The sequence below is a fragment of the Sinorhizobium sp. P24N7 genome, assembly GCF_042436655.1.
In the GTDB taxonomy this organism is placed as follows: domain Bacteria; phylum Pseudomonadota; class Alphaproteobacteria; order Rhizobiales; family Rhizobiaceae; genus Sinorhizobium; species Sinorhizobium meliloti_A.
The window spans coordinates 1-21901 of the sequence record NZ_JBHMIW010000015.1 but is presented as its reverse complement, the minus strand read 5'-3'; the positions used below and the strand labels follow the sequence as shown (position 1 = coordinate 21901).

At 58.9% G+C, this 21901-nt stretch carries 22 protein-coding genes, 1 tRNA gene and 6 pseudogenes; 15 read left to right on the top strand and 14 right to left on the bottom strand.

Annotated features, from left to right (window positions below; all coding sequences use genetic code 11):
* Window positions 1–144: 144 nt before the first annotated feature.
* Window positions 145–425, top strand: a pseudogene (locus ACFHWW_RS24270) (helix-turn-helix domain-containing protein); the annotation flags it as partial.
* Between the two features lie 164 nt (window positions 426–589).
* Window positions 590–826: pseudogene (locus tag ACFHWW_RS24265) on the top strand (MHYT domain-containing protein); the annotation flags it as partial.
* A 58-nt stretch (window positions 827–884) separates the two neighbouring features.
* Here ACFHWW_RS24265 and ACFHWW_RS24260 read toward each other — a convergent pair.
* The 4 genes and pseudogenes from ACFHWW_RS24260 to tnpA (ACFHWW_RS24245) form a co-directional block, all read right to left on the bottom strand.
* Window positions 885–1448, bottom strand: a complete 564-nt coding sequence (locus ACFHWW_RS24260; protein WP_088198983.1) for a UPF0149 family protein — start codon at window positions 1446–1448, stop codon at window positions 885–887.
* Window positions 1445–3003: pseudogene (gene tnpC / locus ACFHWW_RS24255) on the bottom strand (IS66 family transposase). The gene ACFHWW_RS24260 and the pseudogene tnpC (ACFHWW_RS24255) overlap by 4 nt, the downstream one beginning before the upstream one ends.
* 48 nt (window positions 3004–3051) lie before the next feature.
* Window positions 3052–3408, bottom strand: coding sequence for an IS66 family insertion sequence element accessory protein TnpB (gene tnpB / locus ACFHWW_RS24250; RefSeq protein WP_102040132.1), 357 nt, complete (start codon window positions 3406–3408; stop codon window positions 3052–3054).
* Window positions 3405–3875, bottom strand: coding sequence for an IS66-like element accessory protein TnpA (tnpA, locus tag ACFHWW_RS24245; RefSeq protein WP_379941264.1), 471 nt, complete (start codon window positions 3873–3875; stop codon window positions 3405–3407). Before tnpA (ACFHWW_RS24245) ends, tnpB (ACFHWW_RS24250) begins: the two co-directional genes overlap by 4 nt.
* A gap of 192 nt (window positions 3876–4067) precedes the next feature.
* Between tnpA (ACFHWW_RS24245) and tnpA (ACFHWW_RS24240) the strand changes: the two genes are divergently transcribed.
* From tnpA (ACFHWW_RS24240) to ACFHWW_RS24205, 8 genes and pseudogenes are all read left to right on the top strand, one after another.
* Window positions 4068–4442: an IS66-like element accessory protein TnpA gene (gene tnpA / locus ACFHWW_RS24240; RefSeq protein WP_379941262.1), complete on the top strand. Its 375-nt coding sequence runs from the start codon at window positions 4068–4070 to the stop codon at window positions 4440–4442.
* Window positions 4439–4786, top strand: coding sequence for an IS66 family insertion sequence element accessory protein TnpB (gene tnpB, locus ACFHWW_RS24235; RefSeq protein ID WP_102903080.1), 348 nt, complete (start codon window positions 4439–4441; stop codon window positions 4784–4786). The genes tnpA (ACFHWW_RS24240) and tnpB (ACFHWW_RS24235) overlap by 4 nt, the downstream gene beginning before the upstream one ends.
* A 63-nt stretch (window positions 4787–4849) precedes the next feature.
* Window positions 4850–6472, top strand: a complete 1623-nt coding sequence (gene tnpC / locus ACFHWW_RS24230; protein WP_379941260.1) for an IS66 family transposase — start codon at window positions 4850–4852, stop codon at window positions 6470–6472.
* Complete coding sequence (locus ACFHWW_RS24225) at window positions 6472–6768, top strand: hypothetical protein (protein ID WP_088200579.1); 297 nt, start codon at window positions 6472–6474, stop codon at window positions 6766–6768. Before tnpC (ACFHWW_RS24230) ends, ACFHWW_RS24225 begins: the two co-directional genes overlap by 1 nt.
* 15 nt (window positions 6769–6783) lie before the next feature.
* Window positions 6784–6927, top strand: a pseudogene (locus ACFHWW_RS24220) (carbon monoxide dehydrogenase); the annotation flags it as partial.
* Window positions 6912–7130, top strand: coding sequence for a multiprotein-bridging factor 1 family protein (locus ACFHWW_RS24215; RefSeq protein WP_379941258.1), 219 nt, complete (start codon window positions 6912–6914; stop codon window positions 7128–7130). The pseudogene ACFHWW_RS24220 and the gene ACFHWW_RS24215, both read left to right, overlap by 16 nt.
* A 179-nt stretch (window positions 7131–7309) precedes the next feature.
* Window positions 7310–8352 (top strand): annotated as a pseudogene (locus ACFHWW_RS24210) (IS110 family transposase).
* A 1070-nt stretch (window positions 8353–9422) separates the two neighbouring features.
* Complete coding sequence (locus ACFHWW_RS24205; RefSeq protein WP_379941256.1) at window positions 9423–10610, top strand: GGDEF domain-containing protein; 1188 nt, start codon at window positions 9423–9425, stop codon at window positions 10608–10610.
* Window positions 10611–11008: 398 nt separating this feature from the next.
* On the opposite strand, the gene ACFHWW_RS24200 is transcribed toward ACFHWW_RS24205, so the two are convergent.
* Entirely contained in the window at window positions 11009–11593 is a 585-nt protein-coding gene (locus tag ACFHWW_RS24200) for an NYN domain-containing protein (RefSeq protein WP_379941254.1), read from the bottom strand.
* Between the two features lie 563 nt (window positions 11594–12156).
* Here ACFHWW_RS24200 and ACFHWW_RS24195 point away from each other — a divergent pair.
* Both ACFHWW_RS24195 and ACFHWW_RS24190 read left to right on the top strand, forming a co-directional pair.
* Complete coding sequence (locus ACFHWW_RS24195) at window positions 12157–13692, top strand: S8 family serine peptidase (protein WP_379941252.1); 1536 nt, start codon at window positions 12157–12159, stop codon at window positions 13690–13692.
* Window positions 13685–13948 carry a hypothetical protein gene (locus tag ACFHWW_RS24190; protein ID WP_379941250.1) on the top strand — a complete coding sequence of 88 codons (264 nt, stop codon included), beginning with the start codon at window positions 13685–13687 and terminating at the stop codon, window positions 13946–13948. The genes ACFHWW_RS24195 and ACFHWW_RS24190 overlap by 8 nt, the downstream gene beginning before the upstream one ends.
* Before the next feature lie 80 nt (window positions 13949–14028).
* Here ACFHWW_RS24190 and ACFHWW_RS24185 read toward each other — a convergent pair whose 3' ends face one another.
* The 3 genes from ACFHWW_RS24185 to ACFHWW_RS24175 all read right to left on the bottom strand — a co-directional run bounded on the left by ACFHWW_RS24185 (window position 14029) and on the right by ACFHWW_RS24175 (window position 16341).
* Entirely contained in the window at window positions 14029–14229 is a 201-nt protein-coding gene (locus ACFHWW_RS24185) for a Rap1a/Tai family immunity protein (RefSeq protein ID WP_379941514.1), read from the bottom strand.
* Window positions 14230–14559: 330 nt separating this feature from the next.
* Complete coding sequence (locus ACFHWW_RS24180; RefSeq protein ID WP_379941512.1) at window positions 14560–15678, bottom strand: Fic family protein; 1119 nt, start codon at window positions 15676–15678, stop codon at window positions 14560–14562.
* A 483-nt stretch (window positions 15679–16161) separates the two neighbouring features.
* Entirely contained in the window at window positions 16162–16341 is a 180-nt protein-coding gene (locus ACFHWW_RS24175; RefSeq protein WP_379941531.1) for a hypothetical protein, read from the bottom strand.
* Here ACFHWW_RS24175 and ACFHWW_RS24170 point away from each other — a divergent pair.
* The 3 genes from ACFHWW_RS24170 to ACFHWW_RS24160 all read left to right on the top strand — a co-directional run bounded on the left by ACFHWW_RS24170 (window position 16276) and on the right by ACFHWW_RS24160 (window position 17085).
* A complete protein-coding gene (locus ACFHWW_RS24170; protein ID WP_379941510.1) occupies window positions 16276–16485 on the top strand; it encodes a hypothetical protein in 210 nt (69 codons plus the stop codon). The genes ACFHWW_RS24175 and ACFHWW_RS24170 overlap by 66 nt on opposite strands.
* A 19-nt stretch (window positions 16486–16504) precedes the next feature.
* Entirely contained in the window at window positions 16505–16888 is a 384-nt protein-coding gene (locus ACFHWW_RS24165; RefSeq protein ID WP_379941248.1) for a helix-turn-helix domain-containing protein, read from the top strand.
* 124 nt (window positions 16889–17012) lie between these two features.
* Window positions 17013–17085, top strand: a tRNA-Ile gene (locus ACFHWW_RS24160).
* Window positions 17086–17285: 200 nt separating this feature from the next.
* Here ACFHWW_RS24160 and ACFHWW_RS24155 read toward each other — a convergent pair.
* The 6 genes and pseudogenes from ACFHWW_RS24155 to ACFHWW_RS24130 all read right to left on the bottom strand — a co-directional run bounded on the left by ACFHWW_RS24155 (window position 17286) and on the right by ACFHWW_RS24130 (window position 21719).
* Window positions 17286–17642, bottom strand: coding sequence for a response regulator (locus ACFHWW_RS24155; RefSeq protein ID WP_379941246.1), 357 nt, complete (start codon window positions 17640–17642; stop codon window positions 17286–17288).
* Between the two features lie 16 nt (window positions 17643–17658).
* Window positions 17659–18657 carry an HWE histidine kinase domain-containing protein gene (locus ACFHWW_RS24150; RefSeq protein ID WP_379941244.1) on the bottom strand — a complete coding sequence of 333 codons (999 nt, stop codon included), beginning with the start codon at window positions 18655–18657 and terminating at the stop codon, window positions 17659–17661.
* Window positions 18658–19057: 400 nt separating this feature from the next.
* Window positions 19058–19333 (bottom strand): DUF2934 domain-containing protein, encoded by a 276-nt coding sequence (locus ACFHWW_RS24145; RefSeq protein ID WP_379941242.1) that lies wholly within the window; start codon window positions 19331–19333, stop codon window positions 19058–19060.
* Window positions 19334–19576: 243 nt separating this feature from the next.
* Window positions 19577–21170: pseudogene (gene tnpC, locus ACFHWW_RS24140) on the bottom strand (IS66 family transposase).
* Window positions 21171–21210: 40 nt separating this feature from the next.
* Window positions 21211–21516, bottom strand: coding sequence for an IS66 family insertion sequence element accessory protein TnpB (gene tnpB, locus ACFHWW_RS24135; protein ID WP_379941508.1), 306 nt, complete (start codon window positions 21514–21516; stop codon window positions 21211–21213).
* 68 nt (window positions 21517–21584) lie between these two features.
* Entirely contained in the window at window positions 21585–21719 is a 135-nt protein-coding gene (locus ACFHWW_RS24130) for a hypothetical protein (protein WP_379941240.1), read from the bottom strand.
* Between the last annotated feature and the right edge of the window lie 182 nt (window positions 21720–21901).

Genomic DNA, 21901 nt, shown 5'->3' with positions numbered 1-21901 from the left:
GTAACGGCATTTTAAAGATGCGACGTATGAGCCAGTTAGAGATTCGACAGTCGTCGCCTCTCGGGATGCTGGTCAAACGTCAACGTTTGGAAGGAAGATTGGCGACGTGAAGCGTGGTTGAGACCATGAGCGTTCGGAGTCGTCATTTCTTGTTTGATCACCATGTCGCAGAAGGAATTGCATCTTCTTGAACCTATCCAGCGGATGCGCGGTGGTAGCCTGAGCGTCGTCGAGGCGGTCGCGTTGCTTCGTTTTAGCCGCAGTCAGGTCCACCGGCTGTTGCAGGCCTATGACCTGGCCGGCGCCGGCGGTCTCGTGTCGAAGAAGCGCGGCCGACCGAGCAACCGGCGTCACAGCGAGGCTTTCCGCAACCTGGTGCTCGACCTGGTGCGTGAGCATTACGTGGATTTGGACCAACGCTGGCGGCTTGACAGAGGATCTGCGCCAAGTGCTCGACGTTTGCAGCGTCCGGCGTTCGAATTGGGTCAACAGGCCGAAGGCGCACCCAAACCGGCAAATTGATCTTTGCAAATAGAGTGCATGACTCTAAATTGACGCACGGAGAGACGTCGGATTGTCAGGCGGAAGAATGGTTGCAGAGCACGATCCCCTCCTGGCCGCACTATCGGTGCTGATCGCCATCCTGGGGGGATATACAGGATTCGGGCTGGCGGCCCGTGTGCGCGGCACCGGCAGTGCCGATCGCAGACTGTTGCTTGCCTGCGCGGCCTTTTTCCTTGCTGTTGGCGTCTGGACCATGCATTTCGTTGCTATGTTGGCAGCCCCCATCCCCCTTGATGCCAGATATCTGGTCCTGCCAACCGTTAGTGAGCGCAACGAATGGCCCACGGCTTTCATGATTGACGGAGGTTTCTGGCGCTCGGTCAGAACTTCTGCTTTGCCCGCTTCGGCATAAAGTAGGTTCGGATATTGACGAGTGCTTCGGCGACGTCAGCAGCATCCTGGCTTGTCGCTTTCCGTTTTGCCTCGCCGAGCTTGCGGATGGGTGCGATGATATCCCCAGTGACGGCATGACCACGAAGAACCGGCTGCCAAAGCCTCGGCGCGTATCCTGTTCCCAACAAAAAGCAGAGGTCCCAATCGAAGATATCAAAGGTCTGATCATCGATCCGGGTGAACCGGGGCCGGTGGTCTTTCGGTGTTTCGGAAAGGCTAGCCGAGATGCGGTTATATTCCGCAACAATGGTCTGTACGGCCCGATGCTCGGTCGTTTCCATCGGCAGGTTCAGGGCATCCGGACCGGTCAGTTCCGGGATCCATTTGCGTGGGTCGATGAACTTCGGTCCGATGATGAGAGCCGTAAGATAACCATCGAGACCGCTCATTGACCAGATTGGCGATGCTGGACGGCGTGCCCTGATAAACGCCTCGAACGCCTTGTCATCGAGCTTCGGTCGTGCCGTCGTCCCTTGGCTGTTCTGTGTCATGCCGCCCGTCGCTCCTGACGTGCAATGGCCTCGCGTTCGGCCTTCCAGGCCCATGGGAAGAGCGTATCCATCCGGTTCGCGGGCACCTTGCCCGAGATGATGCGCTCAAGCACATCGGCAAGCCAGACCTCGGGGTCAACACTATTGAGCTTTGCTGTATTGACGAGCGATGCCAGGACCGCGAAGGACTTGCCACCGCGTTCGTTGCCCACGAACAACGAGTTCTTCCTCGTCAGAGCCACCGATTTCATTGAACGCTCGACCACATTGGAGTCCGCTTCGATCCGGCCATCCTCCAGGAAGGCTGCCAGCCCGTTCCAATGATTGAGCGCGTAGGAGACGGCCTTGCCCAGCGCCGATTTTGACGACACCTCTTCGCTCAGTTCGGTGAGCTGGACCTTCAGTTCTCGCATGATGGGTGCTGTCTCGCGACGCCGTACCGTGAGCCGGGTATCGGCACTTTCGCCGCGCAGTTTCGCCTCGATGCGATAGACTTCGGCGATCCTGGCCAGGATCGACAGCGCCTCCGAAGAGCCGGTCAGCTTGACGACATCGACGAACTTGCGTCGCGCGTGAGCAAGGCAGAACGCCAGCCGCATGGGGGCGATATTGCTCTTCCCCCGGCGCTTGGCCAAGGTTTTATAGGCCTGGTATCCATCGACCTGAAGTACGCCGGCAAACGACGACAGTTGCCCCTCGACCTCGCGAGCGCTGCGGCTTTCAGCAAAAGTATAGGCCACCGCCGGCGGCGCCGGACCATTCCAGCCTGCGCCCATAACTGACAAAGCTTGGTGCGTTTGCGCCCCGGATCGAGCCGCGGAAGCGGCGTCTCGTCACAAAACACCCTTGGCTGGGAGCGGATGAAGGCGGTAAGCGCATCGTAGAGAAGCTCGAGCCACCAGGCGACCCGCGTCACCCAGGCGCCAAGCGTGCCGCGATCGATGATCACGCCGCAGGAGGCAAGCATCTGCGCCTGGCGATGCAGCGGCAGATGCCAGGCAAACTTCGAAACGGCGATATGGGCTGCAAACGCCGTAGTCACCATGCCGCCGTCCATCACGCGCGCCGGTGCGGGCGCTTGCACAATGACGCTTTCGCAGGCCCGGCATGCATAGCGCGGCCGGATCGTCCGCTTCACCCGGACAACCGCCGGCACGATGTCGAGCGCCTCACTGACGTCCGTGCCGATGCAATGAAGCTCGAACGAGCAGCACGGGCAAATCTTGCTCTCCGGCTCGATGAGCTCTTCATACCGTGGGAGGTGCTTGGGCAAACGGCCGATGTTGCGCGACGGCGATCGTCGCTCCTGTCTTGGCCCTTCAGCCACGGGTGCAACATCGTCATTGGCCGCCACGGGAATGTCGCTGAGATCGCCAAGCTCGAGCGTCGCCTGCGTCGGGTCGATCGCCGTCATCTTCTCCGATTTCGGTCCAAAGAGCTGACCCTCCAGGAAGGCAACGCGCGCCTTGAGGTCGGCATTCTCCGCATCGAGCGAGAGAATGATCCGGCTCAATTGGGCGGCATCCTGAGGTAAAGGGTCGGGTCGAAGCGGCATGGCTGACCCTAGCACATGATCCTGAATCTTCAAGCAAATCCAATAAGATCAGCCCACTTTCGTCGGCCGCTTTACGACGTTCCGTTTAACCCGAGTCCAGTCGATACCGGCCAGCAAAAGCGAGAACTCTTGGCTACTCATCTGCATCGCGCCATCGCGGATCGGTGGCCAAACGAACTTGCCCGCCTCAAGCCACTTCGTCGCTAGGATCATGCCCGACCCGTCCCAATAAATGCAGCGCAGGCGATCGCACCGCTTGGCGCGGAACACAAACACGTCACCACAGTAGGGATCAGCCGAAAGCGCTGACGCCACCAGCGCAACAAGGCCATTCATGCCGCGCCGGAAGTCGACAGGCTGCGTCGCCACCATGATCTTCACGCCATTCGGCGAAACTCCGATCACCGGCGTCCTCGCAACGCTGCCACGATCGCCTGCGCCAACTCGGGCGCCACCGAGCCGATCACGGTCATGCGTGCTCCGGCAATCTCGATCTCAATTCGGCCGGAAGCAACGGAAGCGATATCCGACGACGCGCTCTGGGGAGGCGCTCGTTCTCCAACGACGGTCACCGGCACGAACATGGCCTGCTGCGCGCAGGCTTGCACGGATCGTCGAGCGGTCAGCCCGGCTTGGCGGCGCCAGACATTCAGCAAACCACGGTTGACGCCCCAGCGCCGGGCGACGGCCGAGATGTTCACGTCGGGTTCTGCGCTTTCAGCAAGGATCCGCGCCTTCTCTTCGTCGGTCCAATTCCGCCGCTGTCGTCGACCGGTGATCACCTCGATCCGCCGGTAGACTCCATCATGCCTGGCTTCATCCATGGCTTCATCCATGACTCCAAGCATGGCACCAGCGCGATCTCCAACCATCCCGTTCCACTCCTGAAGATGAAGGAGCTTATCTCGCGGTCTCAATCAGCAAAGAAAAGGTGGGCTGTTCGTCGCGCTCACAACCGTTATATCGTAAGCACCCGATTGGCACCGCCTGCCGGACAGCGCCTTGATGACCTAAGACACGTCATTAACGACGTCGTTAGCGACGTGTCTTAGGCGAGGTATGGGATGCGTGTCGAAATTCTTGGTCAGGAACGACGGCGGCGTTGGGGTGACGCGCAGAAGCTCGACGTTGTCATGTCGGTTGGGCTCGACGGTGCGACGGTCACGGAGGTTGCCCATCGGCACGATGTAAGCCGGCAGCAGATTTACGCCTGGCGGCATGAGCTGAAGAAGAAGGGTTTGTTGCCGTCCACGGCCGATACGGTCTTCGTTCCCGTAGACACGGCCGCCCTGCATGGCGCCCCGCTGGTGCGTGAGGAGGTTGCGCGCGGGCCTGCAATGATCGAGTTGCGGTTGAACGATGGGCGCAGTCTTCGCTTCGACAGTAGCGTCGATGCCGCCGTCCTCACTCGGCTCATCCGGGCGGTTGAAGCAGCATGATTGGACCAGGAACCGGTGTTCGAGTGTATCTCGCCTGCGGAGCCACGGACATGCGCAAAGGGGTGGAAGGTTTGGCTGCGCTTGCGCAGGATGTGCTGCGCCAGAAGCCGACGGGAGGTGCAGTCTTCGCGTTTCGAGGACGACGGGGCGATCGTTTGAAACTCCTGTATTTTGATGGCCAGGGCTTCTGCCTGTACTATAAAATTTTGCAGAGGGGGCGTTTTCCATGGCCTTCAGCAGCCGATGGAACGGCCCGGCTGACAACGGCGCAACTGGCCATGCTTTGGGAAGGGATTGATTGGCGACGGCCCAACTGGGGCGCTCCGCCGGCGCGTGTCGGTTGATTTTATCTCACTGAATCTGCTTGTTTTTATGGATACTCGTCCTGACCTATGGTAGTCAGGATCATGTCGAACGCGAGCCAAAATCTTCCCGACGATCCGGCCTTCCTGAAGGCGATGATCGCCGCCTTGCAGGCGGACAACGCGAAGATGTCGGCGACGTTGCAGGCGCACGACCAATTGATCGGGGAACTGCGACTGCGCATCGCCAAGCTGAAGAAACAGGTCTTCGGCAAGTCCTCGGAAAAGATCGAACGGGAAATCCAGCAGCTGGAACTGGCGCTGGAGGATCTTTTAATCGCCGCAGCGGAAAACAGCACCAAGCGGCTCGATGAGGTCGATGCGGCAGTGCCTGCCACACCTGTGGCAAGTACGCCCGAAAAGACGATGCGCCGCCGTCCGCGGGTATCGGAAAAGGCAGCTCGCGAGCGCAAAGAACTCGATCCGGGTACCTGCTGCCCCGATTGCGGCGGTGAATTGCGCCTTGTCGGCGAGGACGCCAGCGAAATCCTAGACATGATCGCTGCGCAGATGAAGGTCATCGAGGTCGCCCGATTGAAGAAGTCCTGCCGTTGCTGCGAGAAGATGGTGCAGTTGCCGGCGCCGAGCCGTCCGATACCGGGCAGCATGGCAGGTGCTGGGCTTCTGGCTTACATCCTGGTCTCGAAGTTCGACGATCACCTGCCTTTGTATCGCCTGAACGAGATCTTCGCCCGCATGGGCGCCGACATTCCGGACAGCACGCTGGTCGATTGGTGCGGCCGCGCCATGCAGGTGCTCCAGCCCCTGATCGAGCGGATCGAGACCGCGATCATGGGCAGTGACCTCCTCCATGCCGACGACACCCCGATCCGGGTGCTGGATCGCTCTCGGCGAGACAAAGGGCTTGGGAAAGGCGTGAAGAAAGGCAGGATCTGGACGTATGTCCGCGATCAGCGTCCCTGGGCGGGCGCGGCTCCACCGGGAACGGTCTACTACTTTGCTCCCGACTGGAAGGAAGAGCACGTTCACCATCACCTCAGGCAGACAAGCGGCATCCTTCAAGCTGACGGCTACAAAGGCTACGGGAAGCTTTATGAGCCAGGAGCGGACGGCATAGGCCGCTTCCGGGAAGCGGCCTGCTGGGCGCATTGGCGACGTGACTTTCATGATATCTGGACCTCGAACAAATCCGAGATCGCGCGCGAGGCTCTCGACCGTATCGGCGCGCTTTACGACATCGAGCGCGACATTGCAGGCCAGCCTGCCGATATCCGCCTTGCTGCTCGTCAGAAGCACAGCAAAGCAAAGGTCGAAGCCTTGCGCGTCTGGGCTGAAGCGCAACTGACCCGTATTCCGGGCAAGGGCGATCTGGCGAGCGCCTTCCGTTACGGCCTGAGCCGCTGGCACTCGTTCTGCCTATTCCTCGAAGACGGTCGCGTCGCCATGGATAACAACGCCGCCGAACGGGCCCTGCGTCCAATTGGAATCGGAAGGAAAAATTGGCTCTTCGCTGGCGCTGACACCGGCGCGGAGACCCTGGCGCGTGCCATGACGATCATCGAGACGGCCAAGATGAACGGCATCGATCTGCAGGCCTATCTGGCCGACGTGCTCGACCGCATTCACGATCACAAGATCAATAGGCTCGACGAACTGCTCCCGTGGAACTGGGCACCTGTGGCAATCATCTGCGCCGAGGCCGCCTGATGGCCACCGTCACCCATGTCTTCACCATCAACCATGTCGCCGAAATGCTCGGCGAAGACCGGGAACTCCTCGAGACGATCGTCAGCAATTCTGACAATTTGACCTATGGAAGTATCATCAGCGTCGTACACGGTGACGATGAGACAATCACCGCACTGACCGACGATGGCATCGATGAGCTGAGGCAAATGCTTGCCGATGCGCGCCGTTCGCCTGAAGCCTGGAACGACTTCCTCGACTGCTTCGTCGACGACGAAGAAGTCATCGCTCGCGTCAAGGCGAAATCTCCGCGGTAACAATCGGTCGGTTACGTTATATCCTTTCTGATCTGCGCCCTTGTCATGGGGATTTCGCTGTTCTTCGTTTCGCTCAGCCAACCCTCGAATGCGCGGGTCGTCGTCTCGGCGTTACTGCTCGGCCTGGGTATTTCCAATGCAGAATGGCTCGCACTGCACTGAATTGGAGTGTCAAGCAGCTCGCAGAGGCGGCGAAGGTTTCCACCAACACTATCGTCAGGTTTGAACGCGGAGAGGACCTCAAGGCCAGGACGGTCGCTGACATCCGCGAGACCTTTGAGACTGCCGGTATTGTTTTTATCGATGGCGAGTATGCCGGCAGCGGCGGTCCCGGAGTACGTTTGACGGTAGCAGAAACCTAACTCGGTCGGCTGGATAGAATGTTCGGTTCCCTTCTGCGATCTTCTGTAACGGGCTTTGCGTCAATCCCTTTTGCGCTTAATCCCTCGCGGAGTGCTTGTTTCTGTTGGGGTGGACGGCCCCGAACGGCATCGAATGTGCCAGAGTGAGTCGTTGTGAACTCAAGCAAAGGGAGCCGTCCGTGGAGCAGATTATTCGTATTGGCATGGATACGTCAAAACATGTCTTTCAATTGCATGGCGTCAACGCTGCTGAGCAACCGATCCTGCGCAAGAAGTTGCGCCGTAAGGAAATGATGAGCTTTTTCACGGAATGCCCGCCGACTGTGATTGCGATCGAAGCCTGCGGTGCTTCGCATCACTGGGCTCGGTCGCTAACCGCGCTCGGGCGTGAGGTCAAACTGATCCCCCCGCAGCTCGTGAAGCCTTATGTGAAGCGGGGCAAAAATGACGCAGCCGATGCGGAAGCACTATGCGAGGCGATGAGCCGCCAAACAATGCGGTTCGTTCCGATGAAATCGGCGGATCAGCAAGCCGTACTGATGCTAGTTGGCATGCGCGAGCGCGTTGGTGCCGCACAAACGCAGCTTTCCAATACGATTCGCGGCCATGCGGCTGAGTTTGGGCTGACCGCCGGTAAAGGCATGTCCCATATCCCGCTACTGCTTGAACGGATCATGATTGAAGAAACCATTCCAGCCCTGGCACGCGATCTATTTGCATCTCTCGCTGACGAATTTGCGCAGTTAGATGAGCGCCGGAAGGAATTGGAGGCAAAACTGATGGCCTGGTATCGAAATAACGAATGCTGCCGTCGTCTTGCAAAAATCCCGGGCGTCGGCCCGATCGGCGCGGTACTACTGGTGATGAAAGCGCCGGCGCCGGAGTTGTTGCGTCGGGAAGGCAATTTGCCGCCTGGATGGGGCTGACGCCCCGGGACCATTCGACTGCGGGTAAGGTCAGGCTTGGTGTCATTACAAGGGCCGGCGATGAGGCATTGCGCAAGACACTAGTTGTGGGCGCGACTGCGGTTTTGCAGCACCTGCGTGCGGGACGCGGAAGGAACGCTTCAGCTTGGCTTGTCGAATTGCTCAAGCGCAAGTCACCCAAGCTCGTGGCTATCGCACTGGCCAACAAGATCGCCCGGATTTCCTGGAAGATGATGGTAACCGGCGCAACCTATCGCCAAAACGCTGAGCCGCCAAAGTTGGCAAATGCGGCTTAAGAAATCAGGCAACCACGGCAAGCTGGAAGCTACCGCGTTGATCTGATGCGTGAACTTGCAGAAACGAGCAGATGGTGTGATCGATCGATCCGAGACGTGGGACACTCCGTTGCGGACAGTGGCTTTTGAAGTCGAGCTTCTGTTTGGAATTCATGTCGCGGAACCCATCTTGGCCAGCGTTCATGTGCGAGCGCAACAATAGGCCGGACATATGAACGCAAGCGATCCGATCAAAACCATCATAAGAGTTCTTGCAAGGAGGGGGCCGTCCACATATGTCCGCAGTCGGAGCTTTGCCGCTGCTCTATGGGGTCTGCTGAGGACCGGTTGGCCAAAAAGGCGCAGTCACCGCGTGCTGCTGATGGCATAGCGACCTAATCTTTCATCGTCCCGGCGAAGAGACCTTGCTGCGGAGGGCTGATGGCTGTACCCGTCCGAAAGCCTGTCTTGTCGCTCCTCCCGATCAAGCCGCCAAGGCTGGCGCTCCCTTATGAGCGATGAAGTTGGTTCTGTCCCTGAGCAGGCAATGCAACACCACCACCAGCTTGCGGGCCAGTGCGACGCGCCTTTCCGGGCCCGGCACGTCTTGCGAGCGCCAACGCCCCACCCTCCAGATCGGAACCTTTGACCGGTCGCGTCAGGATGACGTTGGCCGCGGCGTATGCGTCTCTGTCCATCTGTCCACCGCCGAAGCGTCGGGAAACCGCAGCGCCGTAAGGAGTGTGCAGGTCGTTGCGGCCAGGCGCAACCTCGATCTGCGTGGCCCAGCCGCCCAGGTCCGCCAAATGGTAGACGCAGTGGCCGGCGGTAATGCCGCGATTGTGCTCGCTGGCTCGCTGCGTTCGTGCTCGAAGTGCCTGCCGGACACGCGGCCACCCTTTGCGCCGCGTCTGGTATGATTTGGATCTTGGCTTTCGTGCTCTTCCGCGTTGAGTACGGACCTGTCGCCTTGCACAAGCGCCACGCGATTTCTTAAGGATTTCTTTGTGCGGCATCACTAATGTGCCTCCTCGTCGGCGAAGCGCGATCGCGAGCGACTCGTTTTCACGTACGTATATTGGATTCTGCCGATGGGCGGTGCGATCTCACTTCTGGCGGTGAATTTCGTCGTTGCCCAGATCTTCGGGGCTGCGTTTCTGATCATTTCAGTGAAGAGCCGCTCGGGCCGGGCGGCGGCTTGGTGTGCCGCAGGTTTCGCGGTAGCCTCGCTCTCCGCGATTTGCGAGGCCGTCCTGCCGTTTACGCCGGTACCAAAGCTCCTTGCCGTTGGCGCCTTCTCAAGCGTCCTTGCAGGTTTCTGCTTCCTGCGTGTCGGCCTTGGGGTTTTCTACGGCGTTCCGGCGAAGCCGCTGGCACTTACGGTCTTTTTCATTGGGTCGGTGATCGTTGACCTCTTGATCTATGATCTTCCCCGAGGAACGATGCTGCACGCCTTCTTCTATCAAATGCCGTTCTTCCTGATTCAGGCCTGGTCGAGCTCAGTGATCATCAGATTCGGGCGCAAGTCCCACGCGGACAGGATCCTCTTTTGCTTGCTGGCGCTAAGCGCGTTTTATTTCCTCGTGAAGATCTATGCCGCAATCGCCGCCGGGTCCGGCGCCACCGCGGCGGATTATCTCCAAAGCCCGTTCGCCCTGATTTCGCAGGCGCTCGGAGCGATGCTGATCGTCGGCACGGGCGTGGCGATGCTTGGGGTCATGGTCAAGGACAGCATCGACGAGGCTCGCGCCAGTTCCGAGATCGATGTTCTATCGGGTCTTTGCAATCGACGCGGGTTTTCGAGTCGTGTCGCGCCGCTCCTGCGCGACCTGGGAGATCATGACCGCGGAGCGCTGATCCTCGCGGACATTGATCGATTCAAACTCGTTAACGATACCTTTGGCCATCATACGGGCGACGAGGTCATCCGAGAGTTTTCGCGTGTTTTGGCTGATCTGATGCCTCACCGCGCTGTGGCCGGCCGCATTGGCGGCGAGGAGTTCGCCACATTTCTTCCACGCGTGGGATTGACCGATGCGCGCGTAATAGCCAACGGAATTCGTGCGGAGCTTGCGGCGAAGCGGATCAACGGCCTTCCGGAAGGCGTCGCAGTGACGGCAAGCTTCGGCGTTTCTGCGGTAGCGGCGGGTGAGTCATTGGACGCCGCGATGCGGCGGGCTGATAATGCGCTTTACGCCGCCAAAGCCGGAGGAAGGAATCGTGTAGAATGCGCCGAATCACCCATACTTGTCTCTCGGCCAACCCTCAAGCACGTATAAAACCCACCCGTCGATCGCCACGATAAGGGAAAAGCAGGCTACTACTAACGGTCCGGGATGGCTCCGCCGCGAGGAGGAGCGCCACCTACTTCTTGCCCGTTGATGGCCCAGGATCATGATGTGGATGCCAACCTCTTCCTTAAGAATAGGCGCAAAATAGCCCGGATCGTTGCGATCCGGGCTGAATCAATGTTCAAACTGTATTCTCATGCAACATCAAGCATCGACGCCGCAATACTCCCTCTCCTTCACTAAAAGGAAGTTCCAAGCGCAATCCAGGAAAGGTGGGTCGTTGCAGCAAGGATATTATCCAAAAGTCGTAGTGAGACAATAAAAAATAGTGGGTTTGTTGATTAATCATACTTTAATATGCTGGGCACGGTGGCACGCTACACTCCTCACGCCTCAAGTGCCGATACTGCGTGGGCATTTTCGCTGCCGTTTGAGGTGCTTTCTGAAGGCGCCCGGCTTATCTCCCCCCGGAGCCTGTCCAGCTCAATGAAGTGATCGGCTTCGCGGCGCAGTGCGTCTGAAATCATTAGTGGCCGCGTCGCCATGGTCGACACTACCGAGACCTTGCGCCCATTACGTTGCAATGCCACGACAAGACTCGTGAAGTTGCCATCGCCTGAGAAAATCACGAGATGATCGGCTGTCTTTGATATCTCGAGGGCGTCAATCGCTAGCTCCACATCCATGTTGCCCTTGACCTTGCGACGTCCGAGCGAGTCGGTGAATTCTCTGACAGGTTTGGTCACCACCTGGTATCCATTGTAGTCGAGCCAGTCGATCAGCGGACGGAGTGATGACGAGTCCTGGTCCTCCACTAACGCGGCATAGTAATTCGCCCGTAACAGATAGGCGCGCTTGCGAAAAGCATCGAGCAACTTGCGAAAATCGATTTCGAAGCCCAGTGCCTTTGAGGCGGCGAAGAGGTTGGCGGCGTCGATGAGGAGGACTATCTTCTCCCTCTGATCGAACATGGCTGCGGTCTCCTTCGGAGGAGCATTATACGCCAAGAATGCACCACCTCCGCCTACACCTTTCGGCTCAACTCTCTCCCGGAACTTCGAGGGCAAGCTCCTCGCAAAAAGGCACTAGCCGGCTCCTTGCCGCCTCCGTGCTACAACGCGAAGTCATTCCTGGACGCGCCATCGACCAGTCCCCGAAAGCCGCAGTCTTGCCCCTCAACGTCGGTGGATGGGAGCCGCAACCCGCGCCTCGGCCACACCGATGTCGGACTTCGCGTTTGTGTCTCGCTCCGCTGGAGCAGAACCAGCGGGCAACGTTGCAATCCCGCTTTTCTGCTTCGATGATCAAGTTCGCACCTACCCGCTCCCCTCCCCGCTTGAATACGCAGGAAGGCGCGCTTGCGTAGTCGTCGCACCAGCGGTAGCCGCCCTCAAGAAATGAAACCTCCCGCGCTGACGCCGCTCCCCAAGAGTGACGCTGCAAGCATGTGGCCGAGACCGTATAAACCCAGAATTGTCGGCGAAATCAGATGCCAGTATCGTAGGAGGTCAGACGAGCGGGAGGATGTTTGCCGATGGGGCCATTGTTCAGGAATGCGGGTTTTCCCGCTTACCACGAGGCAATGTTATTCGTACGGATGCGGCCCCAGGAACGTCAACCGACCTTTGAGGCGACATTTGCGGCAGCGCGTTCGCCGTTGAGCAGCGGCCTCCAGGCCCTGGCCTACTACGAGCGGGCCAGCTTGGTTAAACGCGTCACGCCCGTCTCGAAGGAGGCACCGCACTATGCCAGCCGAATGCTCGTCGGGCCCGCTCGCGACGCCCGAGTTAAGCCGGAACTCCTTGGGGTTCCAGGCGCGGACGCTGAGGGGTGGGCTGCGTCCGCCCTCAATCTGAGTGCAGCGATGGACGAACGCACGCCGGGCGGAGCTGCGAGCCTCATCGAGTTGGCAAGCGACGCCGACGTCCGGCAGCTCCAGCTTGCGCTTGCCGGAGATCCGAGCGTAGCGTCCGTCTCGCGGGTACCGTTGCGCTATTTGGCCGCGAAAAGGCCACGAAAGGCCGCCAGGCCACCAGCTGCCGGTCGGAATCGGATTGCCGCGGAGCCACCGCCTGCTCACACGATGTGGAACCTTCGCAAGATTAAATGGCAAGAAGCGCGGGGGCTGAACGGTTTCGATGACGCGAGCGGGATCAAGGTCGCGGTCCTCGACACGGGAATCGATGCTGGTCACCCGGACCTTCGAGACCAGATCGCCGGATACATCTATGAGCATCCGGATCTGCCAGGGGCGAGTTCGGATCAGGATTTGATAGGGCACGGAACTCATGTGGCGGGCACGATTGCCGCGACGATCAATAACGATCTCGGCATCAACGGCATTTCGCGAGCCAGGATCCACGCGTGGAAGATCTTCGATAATCGCCCTGACCTGCTGACCCATCCCGATGGGACAGCAGAATTTGCATATTTCGTCGACCCGGTGATGTATCTGCGTGCATTGCTCGATTGCATAGACGCGGGCATCGATGTCGTCAATCTCTCGATTGGCGGCGGAGGCACGCCGGATCCCACGGAAAGTGCGGCCTTCGAGGCTTTGCTGGCCGGCGGAACCAGCGTCATTGCGGCAATGGGGAACGAGCGGCGCGAAGGCAGCCCTATATCCTACCCTGCTGCAATTCCAGGCATCGTCGCAGTCGGAGCCACAAACCTTCAGGATCGCATCACAAGTTTTTCCAGCAGGGGCAACCACATAACCATCGCGGCACCGGGCGATGCAATTTGGTCAACGCTCCCAACCTACCCGGGTCAAACAGCCTGGAGAGCGGAAAAGGGGCCCGATGGTCATTGGTGGCAAGGAAAGGCCGCCATACGGGAGACAGGCTACGACGCCTGGCCCGGCACCTCGATGGCGGCCCCGCATGTTGCAGCCGCTGCGGCACTCTATATGGCGAATGGAGGCGCGAGAGACCCGGCGGCGATCCGGGGCGCCCTTGCGGCGAGTGCAGACAAGGTGCCGGCAATGGGTGGACACGACTTTACCCCCGACTTCGGGTATGGTCGTTTAAACCTGGAACGATTGATTGCCGACATAGGCGCCAATGACTGACATCATATTCACGATCCGTGTTGGCGTGAGCGTCGACGACAGCGAGCGCCTTTTGAATAGGATTCGAGCTCTCCCGGGGGTCGAGCTGGCCGCTCCGGTCAAGCGCAACAGCAGCAGCGACAGCTTGAAGCGAATACACTTCGCTCGGCTGAATCAAGAGTCGACCGTGCCCGACTGCCTGTCAGCCATAGGGAAAATGCCGGAGGTGGAACAGGTCACCATACCTGCTCGACGGGGACTGCGGTCGCGGTCTTAAGACACCGCGTGGACACGATCAGCGCCGCAAACTTTTCGAGCGGCAATTCCTTTTCGCCTCATCCTGTGCTTGCCGAACAACTAGCCCTTGCAGGGCCAAGCGTTGCGCAACGCCACAGGCACGAGCAAAGCGCCTGCCCTGTGTCTCTCCTCGGGATAGTTGCTGACCCATTTGCAGACGACGTCGCGAACCTCCCCGTATGTCGCGCCTTCTGGTAGGCAATAGTCGATCGGAGGACCGACCGTCGCATACGCATCGATGATTCCTTCGATGTAGGCCAGCGCAACGGCAGGATCATTTTCGCACCACCGTGGGACAGGTGAGGGGCCGGATCATCGTGCCGCTGGCGTAAGGCATACCGGCGGCTCAAGTCTTCCTCTGCAAGTTCGTTTCCATACAGGCCCGCATATCCGCTACATGGGGGTAGGTCCGCACGAGCCCCCCGCCACCTGTGAGGCAAAGTCCGTCCTTGTAGTTGAGCCCTGCCAATTCCACATCAACGGTCACATCGCCCTCGCGAAGACGGTCCTCACCCAAGGTTTCGACCCTTGAGAATACGCTTCCGTCTTCTCCGCGCGTGGTCACCAAAGCCTCCTGATCGACACCGAAGGTCAGTTCGGAATCTCTTCGACATCAGGCAGAGAGTAGCTGGTACTCCGCCCTCCGCTTGCTTCCCGAATTAGAATCCCGCGTGCCACGAGGTCGTTGATGTCGCGCAGGGCGGTGTCCGGTGAGGTCTGCGTTAGCTTGGCCCACTTGGACGACGTTAATTTGCCCTCAAAGCCCTCGAGAAGTCGATTGACCACCTTGCGCTGGCGCTCATTAAGCCGCTGGCTGGCGTGCGCTTCCCAGAAGCGCGCCTTGCGGAGCACATTGGCGAGAATTTTTTCGGCCCCGTCAAAGGCACGATTGAGGCAGCCGAGAAACCACAGAAGCCAGCCGGTGATATCGAGATCGCCCTTCTGTGTCGTCTCGAGGATGGCATAGTAGTCCTTCCTCTCTTGCCGAATCTGCGCGGACATACTGTAGAAGCGCTGCGAGGTGCCTTCTGACCTGGCGAGCGCCATATCGGCGATAGCGCGCGCAATGCGGCCATTGCCGTCCTCGAAAGGGTGTATGGTAACAAACCACAAATGCGCGATCGCTGCTTTCAGGACCGGGTCGTGCGACGCTTGCCCGTTGAACCAAGAAAGAAATGCAGCCATCTCTTCTGGAAGTCGTGCGGCTGCAGGCGCCTCGAAATGGATCCTCTCACGTCCCATCGGCCCAGAGACCACCTGCATTGGGCCAGAATTTTCATCACGCCAAGCACCAACAATAATTTTTGTCATGCCGCTGCGGCCGGTCGGAAATAGCGCGGCATTCCAAGCAAACAGCCGCTCATCGGACAGCGGGGCCTCATAGTTCTGGGTGGCATCCAGCATCATCTCAACGACGCCCTCGACGTGGCCGTCGGCAGGAGCGAGCGCACCAATGTCCAGGCCGAGCCGGCGGGCGATGGAGGAGCGGACCTGTTCCTTGTCGAGAAACTCGCCCTCGATCTCACTGGACTTCACAACGTCTTCAGTTAGCGTGTACAGAACTGCTTCAGCACGAAAATCAAAGCTCAGCGCTTCCATCCGCCCGAGTAGGCGCCCTTGCTGATGTCGGACTGCCGCTAACGGGCCAGCCAGAGCATCGTTACTCCAGGCAAATCTCGGCCAGCCGTCCAGGTTGTGAATATAGCTCAACATTCTCCGCATCCTTTGCGGTGAATATGGCTATTAATCTCTGCACCTGTAAGTGAATTCTCCGCATTTTTCGCGGAGAATAATGACCAGGTTCACCGCAAGGGAACTCGGACGAACACCAGTCCTCACGTCCGGTGGGCCCACGCCATTTAGCGGTTCCCGTCGATACATTATGCGATTCTAACCGCACAGGACGGGAACACCCTGACAACACACGTCCGTTCCTGCTCCATTCAGACGGCATCAGCCCGGCAATCGAGAAGCTAACGCAAATGACTTCGTGTAACGCAGGCGCATTAGAACCGTGGCCTTCTTTGCTCTCGAAACAGTTCGTCATCCAGCGTGACCTCGCCTGCATGGTAGCGAGGGGCTTGCCGGCGGCTCCCCTCACGATAGACTTGAAACCCTCACACGGAATTTCGTTGCATATTGTTATCAGCGTCTGATAACATAGATAATATGAGTGTAGAACGAGATGAGGGACTAGATGCCCTTTTGGGATTGGACGGTGAAACGTTCTTCGTCGATGCGAACGGACATTATCGCGTCAAGTTCGTAGTGAAACGCGTGAAAGCCGACGAGCGCAAGCCGCATGGCCTGAATTACAGTCTCACCCTGCATGATAAGTCGGGCGAGCGCATTGTCGGATTCGATAATGCCCATCCAGTCCCCACCCAGGGGGGACCGGCTGGCAAGAACGCGTCGTCAACGACCACAGGCACCGGTTCAAGACGATCCGCCCATATGATTACAAGGACGCAGCCACCCTGCTTGAAGATTTTTGGGCGCAGGTGGATTCCGTCCTGAAAGAGGAAGGAGTCATATCATGACGACGCTCAAAGTAGGTATTGCCTCGTACGAGGACTACAAGAAACGCACGATGGCGGTCGCGCGGGGGCAGATCAAGCCCGGCGCTGATGACCCTAAGGTATGGTTCACGTCCATGGAGAGCTTCGCGAAGGTTCTCTCTGATCGGAACAGGGAACTGCTTGCGCTAATCGCGGCCACAAAGCCCAGTTCGATGAATGAGCTAGCGGAAAAGACAGGACGGGCTCCGTCCAATCTATCACGCACTCTACGCACCATGGAGCGTTTCGGGTTAGTCCGGTTCGAAAAAGGTGCGGGTAAAACCCGGGCCCCTCGCGTCGATTATTCAGACATCATTCTCGATGTGCCTTTGAAGCGTGCTGCCGAACGGCTGACAATGTGAACGATGCGTTGACGTCGACAGCTCGGCCCTGCTTTTCCCTTGGCGCCGTACCGTAGTCGCGACAGAAGTGATCGCGACCGGAGCTTGATCAATCGGTTTGCTGTCCCTAGAAAACTTTCTGGTGGGGCCTGTAGCTCAATGGTTAGAGCCGTCGGCTCATAACCGATTGGCTGCAGGTTCGAGTCCTGCCCGGCCCAGCATATCACCATGCACATCGCCAACGGCCCAACGGCCATTGCTTCGTTATTCAAAAAGAGCCACCAGGTCTCGTGGCGCTCCAACGCACGGCACAGAGGGACAGCGCCGCCGTCTCGTTAGCTCCCGCGAATTGAAGCGACTATGGCTTGAACGGCGTTCCCCTGCCCTCGACGCTCGAGTGAGCCAAGCAATCAGCGGGTCATGATGAAATGCACTGCTCCAGCACCGTGAACAGGCGGCGCTCTTCGGTGGGCTTGCCGACATTCGGCGCCCCCACCAAGACGTCCCCGCCGATGAGCTCCGGTCTGCTGTAGGCGCTCGCCACAATAAACGGTACGTTCCGCGCGCGCAGAGCCTCCGCAACCAGCGTCACCGTTCCATCTTTCAAGGTCACGTCAAGCAGGGCGACGGCTGGAAGCTCGTCGTCCAGAAGCTGCAGTGCCTCCTGCACGGTGGCCGCCGGTCCGAGCACGCGCCATCCACGACTCTCAAGCAGAAGCTTAAGATCCTTCGCGATCAGGAACTCGTCCTCAACGACAAGCACCGTCTTGTGCATACGACCGGCCTCGATGTCATGAGACCGATCCTAATGGGGCGACGATCTCCACCTCCAAACCCGCCGACGCATAGTTCAGTTCCACCTGTCCGCCCAGTTCGTGGCTCGCCGCGAACTCGATGAGCTTCGTGCCAAATCCCAGGGAAGCTGGAGCCGCCACTGGCGGTCCGCCAGTCTCCTGCCAGACGAGCCTCAAATGTGGAGCACTCGCTTCCCGGACTTCCCATCGGACGCGGACCCGTCCGCTGGGCACGGAAAGGCCTCCGTGCTTGACCGCGTTGGTGGCGAGTTCATGCAGGATCAGGCTTAGAGACATAACTTGCCCAGCCACGAGCGGTACGATCGGGCCGGCCTCGATGAGGACCGACGCGGGATCAGATGCATACGGTTCCAGCGTCCGCTCGACCAGTTCCTGCAAGCCCGTCTCATCATCTTCCGAGAAGGCAACTTCGTGCGCCTGTACAAGGGCACTGAATCGCCCGAGGAAAGCGTCACGGTATTCCTCGCCTGAACGACCTTGCACCAAGGTTTGGCGCGCCATCGCCTGGACCAGGCCGAGCAAGTTCTTCATTCGGTGCCGAAGTTCGCCGACGAGGAGGTCCTTTTCTGCCTCGCGCTCGCGGCGCTTCGTGGCATCGACAATCGAGAGAAGCAAGGTGCGGCTGTTGTTGTCGGGATGGAACAGCCGGTGCGCGCTGACGAGCATCGTCCTTTGACCGAGACCTGGAAAATCGTGCTCCACCTCATAGTCCACCACCGCCGTGCTCTTCGGGATCACGTCTTCCAGCAGGTGGCGCAGCTCTGGGATATCCCACTGCCGATTTCCGAGTTCGTAGAGGTACTGCCCGATCGTTTCGTCGCGGGCGACCTTGAATGCAGCAAGGAAGGCCCGGCTGGCGCTCTGGACACACAGATGCTGGTCAAGGACAAGCAACGGGTCGGGGACGGTGTCGAATATGCCTTGCGCTTGGACGTGGCCATTTCTCAATAGGCGGTAGAGGTCTTCCAGATTCATCGGTGTCTTCGTTCCCCTGCTCCTGCGACGATAATACTACACACGCGACCATGCGTCCGCAAAGCGCTTTGCGGTTGTCGCGAAAATTCTCGAAGCCGGAAACGGGCGTCAGCACGTACGTGAAGACGACCCGATCCGTGCGTGATTTCGATCCGGTGCGGCACGAAAGCGCAGGGACATCTTTCTGGCAAGCTTGACCTACTCATAGCCCGAGGCGAGATCAGCCGGTGGAGGCGACCGACAAAAAGGTGGAAACCAAGAAAATCGTCAGGCGGACGGCCTCTTGAAGAACGGTCGTGGGCCAGTGCTCCCGGTGTCCTGTGCCGGCGCTTCCTTGCCCTGCTTCGGTATTTGCCCGAATGAGTTCCGATCCGACTGCCGTCGGCTCCAGGGCGCCACTTTATGTCCCCGACGAATTCGCGGCACCAGAACTTGCCGCATCCTCCGCTTCGATTTCTCTACATGCCTGTTCCCATTGTATATCCTGCTGACCTTCAGGCCGGCCGGATTGCTCCCATATCCGGTACGCTCTGGCCCAGACTCTTTCCTCCCAGGAACCCTCGCCTTTGTTGTTGTCACTCGAAACGCCGTTGCTCTGGCGCTCGATCTCGCGATCAACGACGTCGCGCGCACCCTCGACTGGATCCTTCTGTGAAGTACTTACCTTGTTGCTCATCTCTGTCTCCTTGGCAGCCGTTGGAGGTTGTTTCAATGACAGTTGCACAAACATCGGTTCACAACGAAGTGACTCATTGGGACTCATAGTGAGTGAAGCTCGGCCTCCATGCCTGAAGAACCAAAAGTGGAAATGGCAGGAAACGTCACATCGGGGGATGCGATGGGAGCTGTCCCGATGCGCCTCATATCATCCGATTGTACCACGGCCTTTGTGATGCTGTCCTTTGTATTCCGTAAGCGGTTAGCCGACCACGCTCGACTCGAAGTTCCACGGCATCAGAGCGTCGATATCCTGCGCGGGCCATCCGTTGGCCATGCGAACTAAGGTCTGTGTCAGCCAGGCGAGCGGATCGACGTTGTTCATTTTAGCTGTCTGCAAGAGCGTGGCGATCGTGGCCCATGTGTTGCCACCGCCTTCGCTTCCGGCAAACAGACTATTCTTCCGTGTGATCGTTTGGGGACGGATTGCGCGCTCGACGATGTTGGAGTCGATCTCGATGCGGCCGTCACCGAGAAAGCGTTCCAGAGATTGTCGGCGGGTGATTGCATAGCGGATCGCTTCCGCGGTCTTGGACTTACCAGAGACCTTCGCCAGTTCCTTTTCCCAGATGTCAAAAAGGTTGGCGACAATGGCCGCAGACCGCTCTTGTCGTGCGGCAGCACGGATGTTGGCATCCTTTCCCCGGATCTCGTCCTCGACCTTCCACAACTCGGTCATCGCCTTCACCGAGGCTGTCGCGGCCTGATTGATACCACCGATATGCAGTTCGTAAAATTTGCGCCTGACATGCGCCAGCACCCTGCCAACGTGATGGTTTCGTTGCTGCCGGCCTTGACCTGCTCTTTGATCATGCTCGTATAGGCGCCGTGCCCATCCACCTGAAGAATGCCGTTGAAGCCGCTCAGGTGACGGGCCACACAGCGCCCAGCTCTGCTGTCTTCAAATCTATAGGCGACCATTGGTGGCCCTGATCCCCCGAACGGCCGATCATCACGTGCATAGGCCCACAGCCATGCCGTCATTGTTTTTCCCGAACCAGGCACCAGGGTCGGCAATGTCGTTTCGTCGGCAAATACCCTTTCACCTGCTTTGATTTTCTCCAGGATGTAATCGGCCAGGATCTTGAGCTCGAAGCCGAGATGTCCCATCCATTGAGCCATCAAGGAGCGGCTCAGCGTCACGCTATCGCGCAGGTAGATTGTTTCCTGACGGTACAGCGGAAGGCCGTCGACGTATTTGGAGCGATGTAAGCCAGGAGCCGTTCGCTCGGCAGCCCGGCTTCGATGATATGGCCTGGCGCTAGAGCCTGCAGCACACCGTCACGCCCTCTGAATGCGTATTTCGGCCGGCGGGTAACGATGACCCTGAACTTCGGTGGGATGACATCGAGCCGCTCAGATCGGTCTTCGCCAATCAAAACCTTTTCCAGCCCTCGGCATTCTTCGGGGATTTCAGGCTCGATGACCTCCTCGATGCGCTCGAGATGGGCGGCAAAGCCCTTGCGCGAGCGTGCGTCCCGCTTCGGCTTGTCTTTCCGTGACTGGTCGAGCTCGCTGTCGATCGCTGCCAGGCCGGTCTCGACTTCCTCGAACGCAAAGTCGATCTGATCGTCGTTGATCCCCAGTCGCAGCCGTTCCGAGCGCGTGCCTTCCTGAGCCCGCTCAAGCACTTTCACAATCGCAGTGAGAGTGGCTATCCGCTCGTCCGTATCCTTCTTGAGCGCCTCAAGCCGGGTGATCTCCGCTCGGGCAGCGCCGCCTTCTGCACTCATGGCGACGATCATCGCCTTGAGTGCATCAACGTCGTCAGGAAGGTCCGAAGCAGAGAAGGTCATAGCAGGAACTAGATCACAAATAGTGATCTTTTCCTGGCGTTTACAGTAACATGCGTCGGATTTCTTGGAGGGGTTCAGCCCGTCGAAAGCGGCCTCCTAACTGTCGCCGGGCGGATCTTCTTCCAATCCATTCCGGCCAGTAGGGCCATGAGCTGGGCATGATCCAGACGGATGCGCGCCGCCGTCGCTGCCGGCCAGCAAAAGCCATTTCCTTCATAACTTTCGAATAAAGACAGACCCCGCTGCCATCCCACCACACAATCCGGACACGGTCCTTCCGTTTGGAACGGAACACGTAAAGGGCGCTATTGAAAGGATCGAGACCGCCATCCCTGACCAAAGCCATCAACGAGGCCGCCCCCTTGCGGAAGTCGACCGGTTGACACGAGACATAGACGACAACCCCAGAGGCGATCATGCCTTGCGCACCGCCCGTAGGATCTTGGCAAGATGATCCGGCTCGATATCTCCGGCCACGCGCACCACGACGTCACCCATGACGATTTCCACCGGCGAACTTGCAAACGCTTCGACGCGCGCGAACCTCACCTCTTCACTCGCCCCTTCCGAAAGGGGCACAACCGACCCCGAGGCCAATGCCTTGGGTCGTGTCCCCTCAGGTGGTGTAGGTCCTGAGGGTTAGGTGGTCATCAGTGTTTTTCCGGCAGGGTCGGGTTGTTCAAGACCAACCTGATGGAAAGACCACCGATGACCGACGAGATGATGAACGT

What these genes read in the sequence shown, in the direction of transcription:
- tnpB (WP_379941508.1), bottom strand. Translation starts at nt 21,516, where the DNA reads ATGGCTTTGGTCAGGGATGGCGGTCTCGATCCTTTCAATAGCGCCCTT.
- tnpC (WP_379941260.1), top strand. Translation starts at nt 4,850, where the DNA reads ATGTCGAACGCGAGCCAAAATCTTCCCGACGATCCGGCCTTCCTGAAG.
- tnpB (WP_102903080.1), top strand. Translation starts at nt 4,439, where the DNA reads ATGATTGGACCAGGAACCGGTGTTCGAGTGTATCTCGCCTGCGGAGCC.
- ACFHWW_RS24155 (WP_379941246.1), bottom strand. Translation starts at nt 17,642, where the DNA reads ATGCACAAGACGGTGCTTGTCGTTGAGGACGAGTTCCTGATCGCGAAG.
- ACFHWW_RS24215 (WP_379941258.1), top strand. Translation starts at nt 6,912, where the DNA reads ATGGCTCGCACTGCACTGAATTGGAGTGTCAAGCAGCTCGCAGAGGCG.
- ACFHWW_RS24190 (WP_379941250.1), top strand. Translation starts at nt 13,685, where the DNA reads ATGACTGACATCATATTCACGATCCGTGTTGGCGTGAGCGTCGACGAC.
- ACFHWW_RS24225 (WP_088200579.1), top strand. Translation starts at nt 6,472, where the DNA reads ATGGCCACCGTCACCCATGTCTTCACCATCAACCATGTCGCCGAAATG.
- ACFHWW_RS24145 (WP_379941242.1), bottom strand. Translation starts at nt 19,333, where the DNA reads ATGAGCAACAAGGTAAGTACTTCACAGAAGGATCCAGTCGAGGGTGCG.
- tnpA (WP_379941262.1), top strand. Translation starts at nt 4,068, where the DNA reads ATGCGTGTCGAAATTCTTGGTCAGGAACGACGGCGGCGTTGGGGTGAC.
- ACFHWW_RS24200 (WP_379941254.1), bottom strand. Translation starts at nt 11,593, where the DNA reads ATGTTCGATCAGAGGGAGAAGATAGTCCTCCTCATCGACGCCGCCAAC.
- ACFHWW_RS24150 (WP_379941244.1), bottom strand. Translation starts at nt 18,657, where the DNA reads ATGAATCTGGAAGACCTCTACCGCCTATTGAGAAATGGCCACGTCCAA.
- ACFHWW_RS24205 (WP_379941256.1), top strand. Translation starts at nt 9,423, where the DNA reads ATGGGCGGTGCGATCTCACTTCTGGCGGTGAATTTCGTCGTTGCCCAG.
- ACFHWW_RS24260 (WP_088198983.1), bottom strand. Translation starts at nt 1,448, where the DNA reads ATGACACAGAACAGCCAAGGGACGACGGCACGACCGAAGCTCGATGAC.
- tnpA (WP_379941264.1), bottom strand. Translation starts at nt 3,875, where the DNA reads ATGGTTGGAGATCGCGCTGGTGCCATGCTTGGAGTCATGGATGAAGCC.
- ACFHWW_RS24195 (WP_379941252.1), top strand. Translation starts at nt 12,157, where the DNA reads ATGGGGCCATTGTTCAGGAATGCGGGTTTTCCCGCTTACCACGAGGCA.
- ACFHWW_RS24175 (WP_379941531.1), bottom strand. Translation starts at nt 16,341, where the DNA reads ATGGGCATTATCGAATCCGACAATGCGCTCGCCCGACTTATCATGCAG.
- ACFHWW_RS24165 (WP_379941248.1), top strand. Translation starts at nt 16,505, where the DNA reads ATGACGACGCTCAAAGTAGGTATTGCCTCGTACGAGGACTACAAGAAA.